Annotated in this window: 13 protein-coding genes and 2 pseudogenes; 13 read left to right on the top strand and 2 right to left on the bottom strand. The window is 57.0% G+C overall.

What is annotated here, in order from left to right:
- Positions 1-409: 409 nt before the first annotated feature.
- Positions 410-1150 carry a 4'-phosphopantetheinyl transferase superfamily protein gene (locus CK221_RS03140; protein ID WP_245430568.1) on the bottom strand — a complete coding sequence of 247 codons (741 nt, stop codon included), beginning with the start codon at positions 1148-1150 and terminating at the stop codon, positions 410-412.
- Positions 1151-1527: 377 nt separating this feature from the next.
- Positions 1528-1686 (bottom strand): annotated as a pseudogene (locus tag CK221_RS30705) (transposase); the annotation flags it as partial.
- 90 nt (positions 1687-1776) lie between these two features.
- Here CK221_RS30705 and CK221_RS31225 point away from each other — a divergent pair.
- The 13 genes and pseudogenes from CK221_RS31225 to CK221_RS03075 all read left to right on the top strand — a co-directional run.
- A pseudogene (locus tag CK221_RS31225) lies at positions 1777-2056 on the top strand (CoA transferase); the annotation flags it as partial.
- A 513-nt stretch (positions 2057-2569) separates the two neighbouring features.
- On the top strand, positions 2570-3496 hold the full coding sequence (locus tag CK221_RS03120; protein ID WP_095776700.1) for a LysR family transcriptional regulator: 927 nt from the start codon (positions 2570-2572) through the stop codon (positions 3494-3496).
- 174 nt (positions 3497-3670) lie between these two features.
- Entirely contained in the window at positions 3671-5104 is a 1434-nt protein-coding gene (locus tag CK221_RS03115) for an NAD-dependent succinate-semialdehyde dehydrogenase (protein WP_095776699.1), read from the top strand.
- A 6-nt stretch (positions 5105-5110) separates the two neighbouring features.
- Positions 5111-6655 (top strand): fumarate hydratase, encoded by a 1545-nt coding sequence (locus CK221_RS03110; RefSeq protein ID WP_095776646.1) that lies wholly within the window; start codon positions 5111-5113, stop codon positions 6653-6655.
- Positions 6656-6721: 66 nt separating this feature from the next.
- Positions 6722-7219, top strand: coding sequence for an Lrp/AsnC family transcriptional regulator (locus tag CK221_RS03105; RefSeq protein WP_095776645.1), 498 nt, complete (start codon positions 6722-6724; stop codon positions 7217-7219).
- Between the two features lie 766 nt (positions 7220-7985).
- Complete coding sequence (locus tag CK221_RS29630) at positions 7986-8573, top strand: toll/interleukin-1 receptor domain-containing protein (RefSeq protein ID WP_179295066.1); 588 nt, start codon at positions 7986-7988, stop codon at positions 8571-8573.
- 18 nt (positions 8574-8591) lie between these two features.
- Positions 8592-9452 carry a DUF4231 domain-containing protein gene (locus CK221_RS03100; protein WP_095776644.1) on the top strand — a complete coding sequence of 287 codons (861 nt, stop codon included), beginning with the start codon at positions 8592-8594 and terminating at the stop codon, positions 9450-9452.
- 9 nt (positions 9453-9461) lie between these two features.
- Positions 9462-9968: a TIR domain-containing protein gene (locus CK221_RS03095; protein WP_095776643.1), complete on the top strand. Its 507-nt coding sequence runs from the start codon at positions 9462-9464 to the stop codon at positions 9966-9968.
- A 684-nt stretch (positions 9969-10652) separates the two neighbouring features.
- Positions 10653-10892, top strand: coding sequence for a hypothetical protein (locus CK221_RS29625; RefSeq protein ID WP_143749019.1), 240 nt, complete (start codon positions 10653-10655; stop codon positions 10890-10892).
- 271 nt (positions 10893-11163) lie between these two features.
- A complete protein-coding gene (locus tag CK221_RS03085; protein ID WP_095776698.1) occupies positions 11164-12570 on the top strand; it encodes an aminotransferase in 1407 nt (468 codons plus the stop codon).
- A 629-nt stretch (positions 12571-13199) separates the two neighbouring features.
- Positions 13200-13550, top strand: a complete 351-nt coding sequence (locus CK221_RS31220; RefSeq protein ID WP_348628421.1) for an autoinducer binding domain-containing protein — start codon at positions 13200-13202, stop codon at positions 13548-13550.
- Positions 13439-13924: a LuxR C-terminal-related transcriptional regulator gene (locus CK221_RS03080; RefSeq protein ID WP_348628424.1), complete on the top strand. Its 486-nt coding sequence runs from the start codon at positions 13439-13441 to the stop codon at positions 13922-13924. Before CK221_RS31220 ends, CK221_RS03080 begins: the two co-directional genes overlap by 112 nt.
- Before the next feature lie 100 nt (positions 13925-14024).
- The gene (locus CK221_RS03075; protein WP_095776697.1) at positions 14025-14492 is read left to right on the top strand and encodes an acyl-homoserine-lactone synthase; all 468 of its coding nucleotides are present in this window, start codon (positions 14025-14027) and stop codon (positions 14490-14492) included.
- Positions 14493-14802: the final 310 nt, after the last annotated feature.

The raw sequence follows: 14802 nt of genomic DNA, 5'->3' as shown, positions 1-14802 counted from the left end.
CCAAGCCAGCGAAAGCTGGAGCCGCGAATATTTGCCCAGCTGAGGCTATTCTGAATTGATCATGCCGGCGAATGGGCGATCTCACCTTTAATTCGCCTCCGGGGAGGCCAGATGGCCTGCACCTGCGGCAACGGCAGGCGCGCGCCGGCGAGTGATCTCGTAAGCCGCCATTCAGTCAAGGCAGTCGCCTCCAAACCCGAGACGAACAGCAGATGCAGCATGCCAACGAACACCGCCCGTTCCACCGCAAGCCGACCAACTCTTGCCTAGGCCGGTTGCGCCCGTGACCAGCAAGGCAGGTTCACCTATGAAAGGTTGGAATCAGCTGCGGTTGATCAGAAAACCACAAGAGCGACAAAGGGGCCAGATGAAGAAACGCAGGCCTCCCAATATTGCGCAGCAGAAGGATTCACCGGGATGATAGTACTGAATGGATACTTAGATACGCCAAGCCGATAATGTTTTCTGAATTATACAGTTCAATGGAAAAAGTACGGTCGACCCTAGATACGTATGCTGCACCGGACTTGAGGTCAATTTCGACGTCCTGAAAATCGAGAATTTGGTTGCATAGTGGGAAACACGCCTTATAGACGGCCTCCTTAAGGACGAACAGATCTCTCCGCTGGAGCAGACGTAAATCGTATATGCTTCGCTCTCTGGAAGTTGTGACCAACTCAATTAAACCGTCTGGAAGAGGTTCGTCGGGTTCGATGTCGATACCCACAGCCCCGATGGTATCCTTCTCTGCTATGGCGGCGGCTGCTACCCTATCGTGATGGGCCAAAGAGCCAACAATGCCGGCTGGCCAAGTCGGAACACCAGATCGCGCAGTTAAAATAGGCACCGGTGGAAACCCTAGTGTCCCTAGGAGTGTTCGGGCGATAATTCTTGCTGCACCGCTTTGGCGACGCACTTTGGGAACAGCGCGTCCCAGCGCAGCAACTTCGGAAGCGAACAACGCGGCCTCATCGACACGTCCTACCGAACGAATGCCGACGAGGATGCTCGGCTGATCAAACCTGATGATATCCACCTTGAAGGCAAGCTCTTTCTCTTCGTGCCCATCGACCGGACCAGCAAGTTCGCCCATGTCGAACTGCGCAAGCGGGTCCCAAAAATCATCGCCGACAAGTTCCTGCGCTCTCATCGCGATGCTTCCCCACAAAATCCACACCATCTTCACCGATAACGGCATCCAGGTCAAAAATCGCGAGCAGGATCGCTCGCCATGGAGCAAATCTTCGGGCGGAGAAATGCATCGAGCACCGCACGAGCAAGGTCAAGCCCGGAGCTACGGGCTTGGCTTGGTCGAAAGGATGAACCTTACCATCAAGGAGGCCCCCGTCAGGCTCTAGCATTACAATAGCCACCAGCAACTCCAAGCCCATCTGGCCGACTTCGTACGGCCTTAAAACCCGGTCCCAGAGTGAAGACCCTCAATGGTCTTATGCCCTACGATACATTTTCAAAAACCTGGCAAAAAGGCGCAAGGAATTCGCCCAAGTCCGATCCAGCAATACGGCTGTCGGCGAACAGAGCTTCACTCAGGGCCAACCTAGCGTATGCGGTCCAGGATCGCCTGAGCACCGGCACTCTCGGAGATATCGGCGGTGGTGAGGTTGACCACCAATAGCCATGCATCGTATCGACAGCAATGTGTCGCTTGCGGCCACAACTGCGTCTGTCTGGACGGTTGCTGCAACGGTTTGTTGTCTTTGCCGAAGCTTCCGGCGCCACCTTCATCACCACCGAAATTTCCCTGGCCTGGGCAATGCAATGGAGGAGCTTGAGGCGGCCGGTTTGGCATATGGGCGACGGAACGAAGTTGCGGATGTTTCAACGCATCCACACGATTCGCAGGGTGCAGGTTGGAACACCCGACGGAATCCGAAGAGACGATAGCGCCGGCGGCGCTTTTTAACTCTGGGCGCCCCTCGCCGCGTCCAGTTCCCGCTCTTGCGCCCACACGGAGACGGTCCGAGAAGAGGTTCTGCGGATTTTGCGTGAAAGAGCCGCGTCGGCGTCAACTCGGCTTTTCGGACCATGGCGATGATTTCACGGGCTCTACTGACAACAGGGGCATCGACCATCTTTCCGTCTAGGTCGCCCTGAAATCTTCCGGGCCAAGTACCATCGCTGCCAGGCCAAGTGCCATTGCTGCCATCCGTGGATGGGCCGAAGCTATTGTTGCGAGTCTCAATGCCCCCGAGTTTCGATTTGGGAACGAGCCGAGCGCTTCCAGCGTCAAGTTACCTTCGTGCTCAAGTTCCGTCACGCATCAGCGACTCCATCACCCACTCAGCCGGTTCTACCTTGGGAAGGACAGGCGCACTGATGCCTGCGGCGATCCCTGCTTAGGTCGGCAGCCAGCGCGCAGGCCACGGTTCACGTTGAGCGGCTGATTTAGACCAGACTAGGATGACACGACACCAAGATGCTCCACTTGCCTCGGCCGTGGAAAGCCACGGCGATTGCTGAGCGCGGCAGAATTTTTGCTTTCGCGCCATCGCTTTTCGAGATAGATAGGGAGGAAGCTGGGAAGTGCCCCAGTCAGGCTCTTCAAGTCATGGAAATTAGGCAGTTAAAATACTTCGTCGGCGTAGTCGAAGCAGGCAGCTTCACGAAGGCCGCTGCTTTCCTTAATATCGCTCAGAGCGCGCTGAGCCTTCACGTGCGTCAGCTGGAGGAAGGCTTCGGCACTCAGCTGCTGATACGCGACAGGACCGGCGTGAGCGTGACGGCGTCAGGAGCCAAACTGCTCGAGCGCGCGCGGGCTATTCTCAAGGAAATTCGACTCACCGAGGCGGAATTGACCAACACAGCTGCTTCCCCTGCTGGGGAGGTCACCATTGGCATTCCGTCTGGAGCCGCTCGAGTCCTGAGCGGCCCCCTGCTTGAATCGGTAAGATCCGAACTGCCGAGGGTCTCCCTCAAGATGATTGAGGGTATGACGGGGCCGCTGGAGGAGTGGATGGCTGCTGGACGCTTCAATCTGGCGGTTCTCTACCGTACCGCCGACAGTGTGGGGCGAATGACCGTGCTGGCGCGCGAAGACCTTTGCCTTGTGGTGCCGTCGCGTGAACCGCCTTTTGAAGACACGATATCTCTGGCGGATCTGCATGCGTTTCCGCTGGCCGTTCCCATGCGCAATAACAACGTCAGGCGTTCGGTGGCTGACGTTGTCGCACAACACGGTTGCGCGCTGGATGTCAAGTTTGAAGTGGACTCGCTCTCAACGATCATCAACATGGTCCTTGAGGGAAAAGCCCATTCTATTCTCGCCCCTTCGGCCGTCCAGAAAGAAGCCTCTCTGGGGCTAATCAGGACGGTAAAAATCGTCGATCCGGTGATTACCCGCTCAGTCGTACTTGGTGTAAATCCGAAAGATGAGCGTTCCGCGGCCGTCTCCGCGGTCCGCAAGCTCATCCCCAAGGTCGCCAGGGAATTAATTGAGAGCCGGGGCTGGGCGGCCGCGGCTCCTGACGCGGCCTGATGACCCTTCGACCTTAAGGCAATGCCATGTGGCCATCAGGATCAGATCGATCTGGATTCCAGATGGATTTCGGCAATATTCGATATTTGACCTGCTGTGACACTCGGGATGAAACTGGCTGAAGCGAGTTCAGCACGAACGGCGCTCATAAAATTCACGCCAGTGGAGCATGCGATGTCAGACGCCAGGAGCCAGCAGCTCTTCATCCACGGCAAATGGCGGGCCGGTGGTAGCAGAGCCACATTGCCGGTGATTAATCCGGCAACGGAGAAGGTATTTGCCTCGGTGGCCTCGGCGACGGGGTCGGATCTGGATGAGGCCCTGGCTTCGGCAGAATGCGCCCGCAAGGCTTGGTCGTCACGGCCTGCAAAAGAACGGGGCGAGATCCTGGTAGCAGCCGCAAGAATCTTGGCAACGAAGATTCAATCAGCAGCCAGGGACCTGACGGCCGAACAAGGAAAGACGATTGCCGAAGCGACAGGTGAGTACACGCGTGCCGTCGAAACGCTGGAATGGAACGGCAGGCATGCCGAAGAGCTGTCGGTCCCTATTCCGATGGGGCCGAACCGGATGATCGTCCCGGAGCCGCTCGGTGTCGTTGCTGCCTTTACGCCGTGGAACTATCCAGCCGTTCTCATCGCCCGCAAGCTCGCCCCCGCTCTGGCGGCAGGCTGCCCGGTGATCCTCAAGGGGGCTGAAGAGACACCGAGCGTGGCTGTCCACATCGTGGAATCGCTGCGCCAAGCTGGTATCCCCGATGGCGTGGTCAATCTTGTCTTCGGTGTGCCGGTGCACATATCGCGGCATCTGCTCAGCTCGCCAATCGTGAAGGTCTTGACTTTCACGGGTTCAACCGCGGTTGGAAAACAGCTGGCCGCACTCGCGGCGAATAACTTGCAGCGTTGCATCTTTGAACTCGGTGGACATTCGCCGGTTATTGTGTGTGAGGATGCCGACTTGGGAAAGGCCATCCCGGCAATTTCTGAATACAAGTTCGAGTGCGCGGGCCAGAGCTGCAACGCGCCCAGTAGGATCCTGGTCGCGCGGACACTCTACGAGGAATTTCTGTCCCGGATGACGGAGGCGGTCCGCAAAATCAGGATCGGCCTACCAGACGACGCTGCAACGGACATGGGTCCGATGGCGAACGCGAGGCGAATCGAGGCCATGCAGCGCCTGACCAAGGATGCGGTCGAACGCGGCGCCCGCATCGAGACTGGTGGCGCCCGCCTCGACCGGCCGGGCTTTTACTGGCCGCCAACCATCCTGACGGGCGTGCCAAAGGAAGCGAGAGTGCTTCATGAAGAGCCGTTCGGACCGATCCTCACGGTGGCGCCGTTCGACGCGCTCGAGGAGGCGATCGAGGAAGCGAACGCCACCGAGTATGGTTTGGCCGCCTACTTCTTCACGGACGTTGCCGATACGCAACGAAAGCTGACCAGCAGTCTTTCTGCAGGAGCTGTCAGTGTGAATTACCTGAAAGGGGTTTCCGCGGACGCGCCTTATGGAGGCGTCAAGCAAAGCGGCTATGGATACGAGGGCGGTGAGCAAGGGGTGCGAAGCTTTCAAATCCTCAAGATGGTAAATGGCCTCGGATCATTTGGATAAGTTTTCGTGGATAGAAGAACACGGACCATAGCCGGCAAGGACGTCACAAGGAGCGTGGCCGACGCCCTTCAGTACATCTCGTACTACCATCCTCCAGACTATATCCGCTCTCTTTCGCAAGCATATGCGCGCGAACAGAGTCCGGCGGCGAAGAATGCCATTGGGCAAATTCTGGTTAATTCCCGCATGGCTGCCTTCGGCCGGCGGCCGATGTGCCAGGACACCGGACTTGTGGTGGTCTTCGCGAAAGTCGGCATGGACGCCCGCATCAAGTCAACAGTCGGTTTCGCAGACCTCGTGAATGAGGGCGTCCGACAGGCCTATCTCGACTCGGACAATCCGCTTCGGGCATCGATCGTTGCCGATCCGCTGGCCCGACGGGTCAACACCCGTGACAACACACCAGCGGTCATCCACGTCGATCTTGTACAAGGGAACCAGATTGAGATCACCGTCGCCGCAAAAGGCGGCGGATCGGAGAATAAGGCACGCTTTACTACCTTGAACCCCAGCGGGTCTGTTGCCGATTGGGTGGTTGACACGGTCGCGACACTGGGCAGTGGGTGGTGTCCGCCCGGCCTGATCTCCGTTGGCATCGGTGGTAGCGCTGAAAAGGCGATGCTGCTTGCCAAGGAGGCCATGAACCAGCCCATCGATATGGCGGAATTGATCGCCAAGGGGGCGTCTAGCGCGGTGGAGGCACTGCGGATCGAGCTATATGAGCGGATTAATGCACTTGGCATCGGAGCCCAGGGCCTTGGTGGTCTGACGACGGTCGTCGATGTCAAGGTTGCGACCTATCCTACCCATGCAGCGTCCAAGCCCGTTGCACTCATCCCGCAATGCGCCGCCAACCGGCACCTGAAGTTTACCCTGGATGGCTCTGGACCAGTCAGGCTGGAGCCCCCCGACTTGCGCGAATGGCCCGACATTGGAACCGACGAATTGCGTCCAGGCGGCGTTCGCCGTGTTGATCTCGATGCTCTGACAAAGGAAGAGACGGCATCGTGGCGCTGTGGTGAAACGCTCCTTTTGTCCGGAAAGATGCTGACAGGCCGTGACGCCGCCCACAAGCGAATGGTCGAGTTGATCGACGCCGGCAAGCCGCTTCCGTTCGATCTGCAGGGACGCGTGATCTACTACGTTGGACCCGTCCGCGCCGTGAGAGATGAAATAGTCGGACCAGCGGGCCCAACAACCTCCAGCCGCTTGGACGACTTTACGGATAAGGTGCTCGCCGAAACCGGGCTTTTCGCGATGGTGGGCAAAGCGGAGAGAGGGCGGGCAGGCATCGAGTCAATTGTAAGATACAAAACGCCGTATCTCATTGCAGTTGGGGGGGCTGCCTACCTGATATCAAAATCGATCAAGTCAGCGCGGCTCATTGCCTTTCAGGATCTCGGCATGGAAGCAGTCTATGAATTCGAGGTGCAGGATATGCCTGTCATCATGGCTGTCGACGTTGAGGGAAACTCCATTCACAATTCCGGGCCTCTTGAGTGGCGCAAGCGCATGGCGGCGGACAGCATCGCACGCAACATCGGCGTTTGAGCGTTCCGACCAAGCTCGGTTGGTTGGCGTCAATTCCATTTCGATAACGGCTAAGATCAGAAGGTCATGAAGTCGAAACCCAATCCTGCGCGCCTGGACGCTTGGGACTTCCGCATCCTCTCAGAAATTCAGTTAGACGGCCGGATTTCAAAGAGCGAGCTTGCAAAACGCGTTCATCTTTCGGCGTCCGCCTGCTCGGAGCGGCTCCGTGCACTCGAGGTCGCAGGGATTATTGAGGGATATTACGCGCGACTGAGTCCGGCCCTCATCGGCGGCATGGTCTTTGTCATGGTGGAGGTCGTGCTGGAACGTCATCGTCTCGAGGACCAAAGACACTTCGAGACTGCGGTCCAAGAATATCCGGAAATCCTGGACTGCTGGGCTATCGGCGGGCGGATCGATTATCTGATGCGCGTCGCGTCTCGTTCTATGGCCGCCTATCAGGATTTCATGGAGGGACTGCTGCAGGCAGGCTTCGGGATCGATCAATACTATAGCCTTGTCGTTACGAAACCGGTGAAGGCCAATTCACCAATACCCTTGTCCGCCCTGAGGCAACGGTAAAACCGAAAAGCATTGTTTCCACGGCGTTTGGCACGGCTCCCGTAGATTCGTCGGCAAAAAGCGTCCATTCCGACGAAACTCAAGCGACATTTGCGGTATACTAATTGCTGGAAAAGTGGCCGAGCGCTATCCGCGGGTTGATAGCGAGGAAGGACGATGCGCTTGAGCAATCTGGAACCGATTAATTCCAGGAGACGGATCGAAGCAGCCAGCGGGCGCACTTGGCCAAGGACGCTGCGGCGGAGAAGCCAAACCGGAGCGTGCCTGGAGGAGGCGTCCATATCCGAGATGCGGATGCGAAAAGTGGCTCTGCAGCTATTGAGCTTGGTCGCGGTCAGCGCATCCGTGTAGGGGCGAAATCTACAGGGAGGCGTTGGCAAGCCGACGGGTAGCGGGAGTGGGAGCTGGCCCGCTCGGCCTTGGCGAGCAAAACCGGCCCTCGACGCCTGCGGATATTTGGGGATCGCTCCATCGGCTTTTTACGTCATAAGTTCGTTGCTGATCAAGTTGAGGAGATCGTCTGTTTGACATTGCTGGTTTCGGCAGCCTTCTAAGCGAGGAGCATCGCTGAGCCGCGGACGCGTAGGTTGGTGACAGGGCCGGTCACGCCTGCCAGCCGAGGTGGTCTTCGAGAAGGTGGAGGTTGCGCTACCGGCTGGAGAGCATGACGATTTCCCGAAGTGCCAGTTTCACAAGACAACGGGTCGCATAATCTAATGGGCGTCTAGTTCATAGGTTGCGAACAGATCATTGGGGGATTTGAATAGTGCTACTGACCGAGGCAGAGCTAAAAAAAGTTGCGAATGCCACTCGAGGACATAGAGCCGCATCGATCGTTCTAAAGGAAGAGATGGCCGCAGCTACAGCCAGATCGTCATTCGACGTTTTTCTGTCACATTCGTTCAAGGACGCAGAGATCATTCTCGGTGTGAAGCGAATTTTTGAGGAGCTTGGGTTCACTGTTTACGTAGATTGGATCGAAGATTCACAACTGGACCGCACAAAGGTCTCCTCGGCCACTGCCGAGTTGCTGCGGACCCGTATGAGGCAGTCAAAGACGCTAATCTATGTGCATTCAAATGCTTCTCCAGGATCCAGATGGATGCCTTGGGAGCTTGGCTTTTTCGATGGCTTTCGGACCGCGGTAGCAGTTCTCCCCGTGGCAAAAAATCCTTCGGAAACCTTCTCTGGACAAGAATTTTTGGGCTTGTATCCCTACATCGATGGGACCGGACCTGCAGTCCTGTTTATAAACAGAGGGACCGCGTCTAGCTCAAGACTTGGCTCTATAAGCTCGATTGCAAACGTTACGTTTGCCAAATCCTGGCTTAAGGAATTTGTTGCCATAAAATAGAATGGTGTGCTCTAAAAAATGAAGTATCCTGGACTTTATAATAGCGCTGACGTGGCATCTAACGAGCAGCAGGCGGCATTTCTTCACCTGGTCCGGGCAGAGTACATTCTTCTTTTTTTCGCGTCTGTTCTCTCTTTAGATTTCTCGCCATCAAAAGCCTATTTCGGTGTGTATGCTGCGGTGTTTCTTTGCTCAATGGGAATCCTCATTTTCCGGTCGGTCACAAAGCCCGAGCAGGTTTGGTATCAAGCTAGAGCTTTGGCCGAGTCAGTAAAGACATTGACCTGGCGCTTTGCTATGCGAGCACAGCCGTTCGATGACGCGCGTGCGGCCGACGCCAGAGCTGATTTTCGCAAGCTCATGGAAGGTATTCTTGACAGCAATCGTCATCTTGGCAACGCGTTGAGCAGCACCGACTCAGCATCCCCACAGACAACAGACGAGATGATGTCGATAAGGGACTCGCCGCTAAAAGCACGAAAAGAGCTATATCTGCAGAAACGAATTTGCGATCAACGTAAGTGGTACGAGAAGAAAGCGCGCTCGAACAAGAGATCCGCGAAAATTTGGATGGGCCTGGGTGTCATTGCTTACGCTCTGGGGTTCTCGTTCATCGTAGTACGCATCGCTGACCCAGCGATGCCAGGCTGGCCGACGGAGCCGTTAATCGTTATCGCCGCCTCGCTTATGGGGTGGACCCAGATCAAGAAATTTAACGAATTGGCATCGGCTTACACGTTGACAGCTCACGAGATCGGATTGACTGCCGACCTTATTACGGACGCCAACTCTGATGAGGCATTCTCCGCGGCGGTGAACGAGGCCGAACTGGCTTTCTCAAGGGAGCACACCCAGTGGGTTGCTCGTCAAAACAACTAAGAGACAACAATGGCATACAGCGATCCGACCTACGTAATATTTGATGGCGATGAAGACGCTTGGGCATACCGCTTTATGAAAGGGTGGAATGCCAGCGAGAATGTGAGTTTTGAATTCGCGAACGCTCACGATCTGGACAATATGACGAGCCGGGCCCAGGACGAAGACTATGTTAAACGCAATCTTCGCAACAGAATGAATGGATCGAGCCAGGTTCTTGTCCTGATCGGTGAGAAAACCAAAAACCTTTATCGCTTCGTGCGCTGGGAGATGGAATTGGCACTTGATCTAGGTCTGCCGATAATCGCAGCAAACCTCAACGGTTCGCGACAACAAGATGCGAGCTGTCCGCCCATCATCAGGAACAAATGCGTTGTGCACGTGCCGTTCAAGATGAAGGCTATCAAGCACGCGTTTGCCCATTGGCCTAACGAATTTCATCGGCTTTCAAACGCTCAGCGTGCCGATGGCGCCAGGAGCTATGGCGAAAGCACTTACCGGGGTCTTGGATTATGATCGCCTGCCTAAGGTACTTACCCGCCTGAACGTCTCGCAATCCGCTGGCGGCCGACTAACTTTCGCAGCATCTGCCAGCGTGTTCAGCTTCGCCGCCGCTGATAATAACCCACAGAGACATCCGATTTGCTGAGTTTGGCTGAGGCTGCCGCTCATGAGTGCAAGCAGTAGGAAGAGCCCTGCTCAAAGCATCCATCAAGTTATCATATCGGCGGCTGGTTCGATAGGAAAAGGCGGGCTGGTCGCAGTGACGTTTGAGGCTGGAGCCAGCGTTTCAAGACTGCGCGATCGGCCGGCATCGATGGAGGCAGCTTTTTCCCGGCGGTGCAGAGAGTTCTGTTGGTTCGCCCGCCTCGCGCGAGCAACAGCTCAGCTCCGCAGCCGCCCTGCGCAGCAACCACGAATATGCGATCGCAAGAAGAACAGCATAATGACGACAGAACTTGGCGGGGCTGGTCGGCTGCGAATTATGATGTCGATAGCGAGGCGCTCTCACCCCGCGTCTTTGTGGGCCCGAACCTGCTGACTACTTCCTTTGGGAAGTCTGCCGAGCACAAGCCGCTGCACTCACTAAAGCCGTCGCTATGCGCGCGCGGGGGCATGACCTCAGCCTCTTGGCGCTGGCCGACCAAGTTGGAGCCTTTGCCGCGGCACTGAACCAGGTGCATGCGCTGATCGAGGCGAATGTGCTCGCTGCTGACCGCCTGCGTTACCACCCTGACGAACAACAAGACCGATCCGGACCATCAGAACCCTGTCAGCGATGAACGGCCGTTCGGCGGAACATCGCCGGCGGCGCTCTATCGTGCCTCGCGCGACCCGCGGGAAGAGCCGTCCCTGAGCGCTATTTCACCCTTTATCGGCATCCTGCAAGCCGTTGCATTTAGCATCCGTTCCTCGATGGGGGGCGCAACCGCAAAATAGACACTGTGCTGGGCGCATACGCGCATGCGAGTGTAAGCTGTTCGTGTTTGCAGGACTCGCCCTGTCGTAGCAAAATCAGTGAGATCCAATTCAGCCCTATCGGCGAAGGCGAAGGTAGCGCCTAAGTTTTCACGGCAATCGGAGGTCGATCCCGCGAATTCCGCGGCGGATAACCGGCATTCCCGAGAAACTCGAGAGACGTTTCAAGTATGCTATTTGCTAACAGGCGGCTGGCCAAGTGGCTCCGCCAACTATGGCGAGGAGAGGGACCATGCACTTGAGCAATCTGGGAACCGAGCAACTCAGAGAGAAGGATCGAAGCTTCGTCTTTCATCCGTCAACGCATCTCGCCAAGCACAGCCGAAGCGAGACGCCAAACCGGATTATGGCCGGTGGGGAAGGCGTCTATATCTGGGATACCGAGGGCCGAAAGAGCCTCGACGGTTTCGGCGGGCTTTACTGCGTCAATATGGGATATGGCTGCACGGAGATTGCCGAGGCGATTGCGAGGCAGGCGCACGAATTGCCGTTTGCTCATGTCTATGCAAGTCAAGGAACAGAGCCAGTCGCCCTCTTGGCAGAGGCCGTGGTCGAGTATTTTGGTCAGAACATGCGAAGGGTCTTTTTCGGCCTTTCCGGCTCCGACGCCAACGAAACCAACATCAAGCTGGTCTGGTACTACAACAACATTCTGGGCCGGCCCGAAAAGAAGAAAATCATCTCGCGACATCGCGGCTATCACGGGTCTGGGTTGGTCACTGGAAGCCTGACAGGCCTTGCCTTCTTTCATAATTTCTTCGACCTACCCCTGGACTTGGTACGCCATACCACGACGCCGCACCACTATCGCCAAGCGCATGACGGCGAAAGTGAGCAAGCGTTCTCGAAACGCTGCGCGGATGACCTTGAAGCCCTTATCCTCGCTGAAGGCCCGGAGACTGTTGCAGCTTTTATCGGAGAGCCGGTGCTTGGGACAGGCGGCATCGTTCCGCCCCCTAAAGGATATTGGACCGCTATCCAAGGCGTGCTCGACAAGTACGATATTCTCCTCATCGCCGACGAAGTGGTCTGCGGGTTTGGACGAACCGGTGAGAAATTCGGTTCCCACCTCTATGGCATGCGTCCGGATTTCGTGACCATCGCCAAGGGTTTGAGTTCCGCCTACCTGCCCATCTCCGGGTCGATCATTGGGGATCGCGTCTGGTCGGTCTTGGAACAAGGAACAGAGGAGCACGGCGCGCTGGGCCATGGCTGGACATATTCAGGTCACACCCTTTGCGCTGCGGCCGCGCTCGCCAATATTCGACTCCTAAAGGAAAAAAATATCTTGGAGCATGTCCGTGATGTCGGACCGTATTGGCATGCCCGCATGAATGCAGAACTGGCGGGACACCCCATCGTCGGCGAAGTCCGTGGTGTCGGAATCCTGTCCGCCGTAGAGTTGATGCGGGATCCAAAACAAAGGATCCCGTTTGAGCCCGATCTTCAGGTCGGCGCTCGCGCCGCCGCTGCTCTGTTCGAGAACGGTGTCATCGGCCGCGCCATGCCGCACGGCGATATCCTCGGCTTTGCGCCGCCTTTGATCATCACCCGGAAGGAGATCGACATAATCGTCGACGCAACCGCGAAGTCGGTCGAGACGACCTATCGCGCGCTGAGGGCCGAGAATGCGATATGAACATGCGAGCGCCCACGGAAGCGATTCCCCGGGTTCGACGACACCACGGTAACCAAAGTGGTGTTTCCTGGGATGAACTTTCCCTTGGACCAGACGCTTTGACGTCTGGCTAATTTAGGACTGGTCGCCCAATTGATCAGGGTTGACAGCGCATTTCGCGCCGAGCCGACCGAAACTGCCAATTTCAAGCCGTTAGATTCTAAGCATGCTTCGGAGGACTTTGATCGCAAGGGGTAACCAAATCAGTTCTGCCGCCGCTGTCCTGTTCCCCAACGACCAGGCGTTTGTGCGGCTCGCCCTGCCGGTGTACCTCCCCGCCGGCAGGGCGCCTTGTTTGACCGCTGGGTCAGGGTAATTGTAGCGCGCTCAATCAAGAGTTCGAGAAGGAGGTCATCTGAATATATCGATGGCACATCGAGCTTCGATATTTCTGACATGCCATGGCAGCCGCCCACAATCGCAGCTTCCGACGCGCGGCTGACCGCAGCCGGCGTTGTCGCACGCGTCTCCCTTCACATGATCGAACCTCCGGCGAGTGAATTTCTCCGGCGTCAAATATCCCGGAGGCGAGTCTCCTCGCCGCAGAAGTCAGAACTCCAACGTTTAATTGAAAAGAGGCGCAGGAGAAAATGCAACTCGTCTTCGAGACTTTGCTGGAACAGTTGTCTTTGAGCGCCGACGAAGTCGATTTTCATAACGCACTGGCCAACGCTGCCGGCGCCTTCGACATTCCCGCGTTCGCTTATCTGTCTCTGGTGCCTGATCGCGTCACAAAACCAAGGCTGATATCGAACTATCATCCAGGGTGGAAGTCTCACTACTTGGGCCACCAATATCAAAGGATTGACCCGGTCATAGAATGGGCAAGGTGCAGCGAATGTGCCTTTCAGTGGGACCGGATTTCGGCCATGCCGGCATTTCAACGCGACAGCAACAGCTTTTCCAGGAGGCTGCCGAATTCGGCATCCGCTGCGGACTGACGATCCCACTCGTTGATCGCCGCGGCGGTGTCGCTGCGATGACCTTCGCGGCAGACAGGATCGATCCGACCTTCCTGCGCATAGCCGAGCAATATGAACAGGCGCTCGAGATTATGGCGACGTGCTTTCACATTGGCGTTCGCCGCAAGCTTTCGGGTGGTCTGGCGGTGAATGGTGTTTCGCTGACGCCCCGTGAGTACGAATGCCTGCAATGGACGGCAAAGGGCAAGACCGCCTGGGAGATCGGCTGCATCTTGGGCATCAAGGAGCGCACGGCCGCTTTCCATCTGGACAATGCCAAGAAGAAGCTCGGCGTGCGAACCAAAAATCAGGCGGTGACGCTGCTGGCCTCCTCAAGATCATCAATCCTCTGAGGAACAGAATCCCTCCTTGATCTACCTGTGCAAATGCACAGGCAGTCGCGGCATGAAGGTTCGCCTCCAATGGCAGGGTCATACCTGCGAGGAGACCATCATGATTGAGCTTATTGCACCCGGCTGGTACGGCGCCTTCGACGAACTTCACGAAATGCACCGCCGCCTGCGCTATCACGTCTTGAAGGAGCGGCTCGGCTGGAAAGTGCGCACGACCGGCGGCTTCGAGATCGGTTCATTCGAGGCCCTGAAACCGCACTATCTCGTGTTGCGCGGTTCCGCCGGTCGCGTCGGGGGCGGCGTACGCCCTCTGCCCTCGACGGGGCCGACGATGCTCCCAGACGTCTTTTCGACGCTGTTGGAAGGGAGAACGACACCCGGTTACGGATTTGCCCATGGAGCTAAGCGCCGGATGGCGGCTCGCCCGGATCGGTCCGCCCCAGACATCGGCACCACGCGTGCCATTGCCCCTTTTTGGATGTCTCAGAGGAGAGCCTTGCTGCGGTCCGCCACTTGGCGGTTTGGCGGTCCTGTGCTGTGGGCGCCGGTGATCTGCACAGGCGCCTGATATGGTTATGATTGGTAATGACGTCGACTGGCCGGACTGGCAGGATGAAAAATCCTATCGTTATACGAGGCAACTGACGCGACGTGGCTGGGCCTGGGAGTTTCTGCGGCGCAATCCAGCCTTCCAGTGTGACTTGAGGCACGCGCTTGGGCAGGCAGAATTTGCAGAGATGCGCTTCGAGGTAGAAGTGGTGAGATCGTCCTTCGATCTCACGCGGTGGGGGCTCCTGTTTCGCAAGCTCGTTGAGGCGCGCTGCGGCTGTGTTCTGGTGCTCCCGCCAATGCCCCCATGTTCTGCCGGTCGTTGCAGC

The organism is Mesorhizobium sp. WSM3868 (genome assembly GCF_002294785.1).
Taxonomy (GTDB): Bacteria; Pseudomonadota; Alphaproteobacteria; order Rhizobiales; family Rhizobiaceae; genus Mesorhizobium.
The sequence above is the reverse complement of the archived record's forward strand: the minus strand, read 5'-3'. Positions and strand labels throughout refer to the sequence as shown.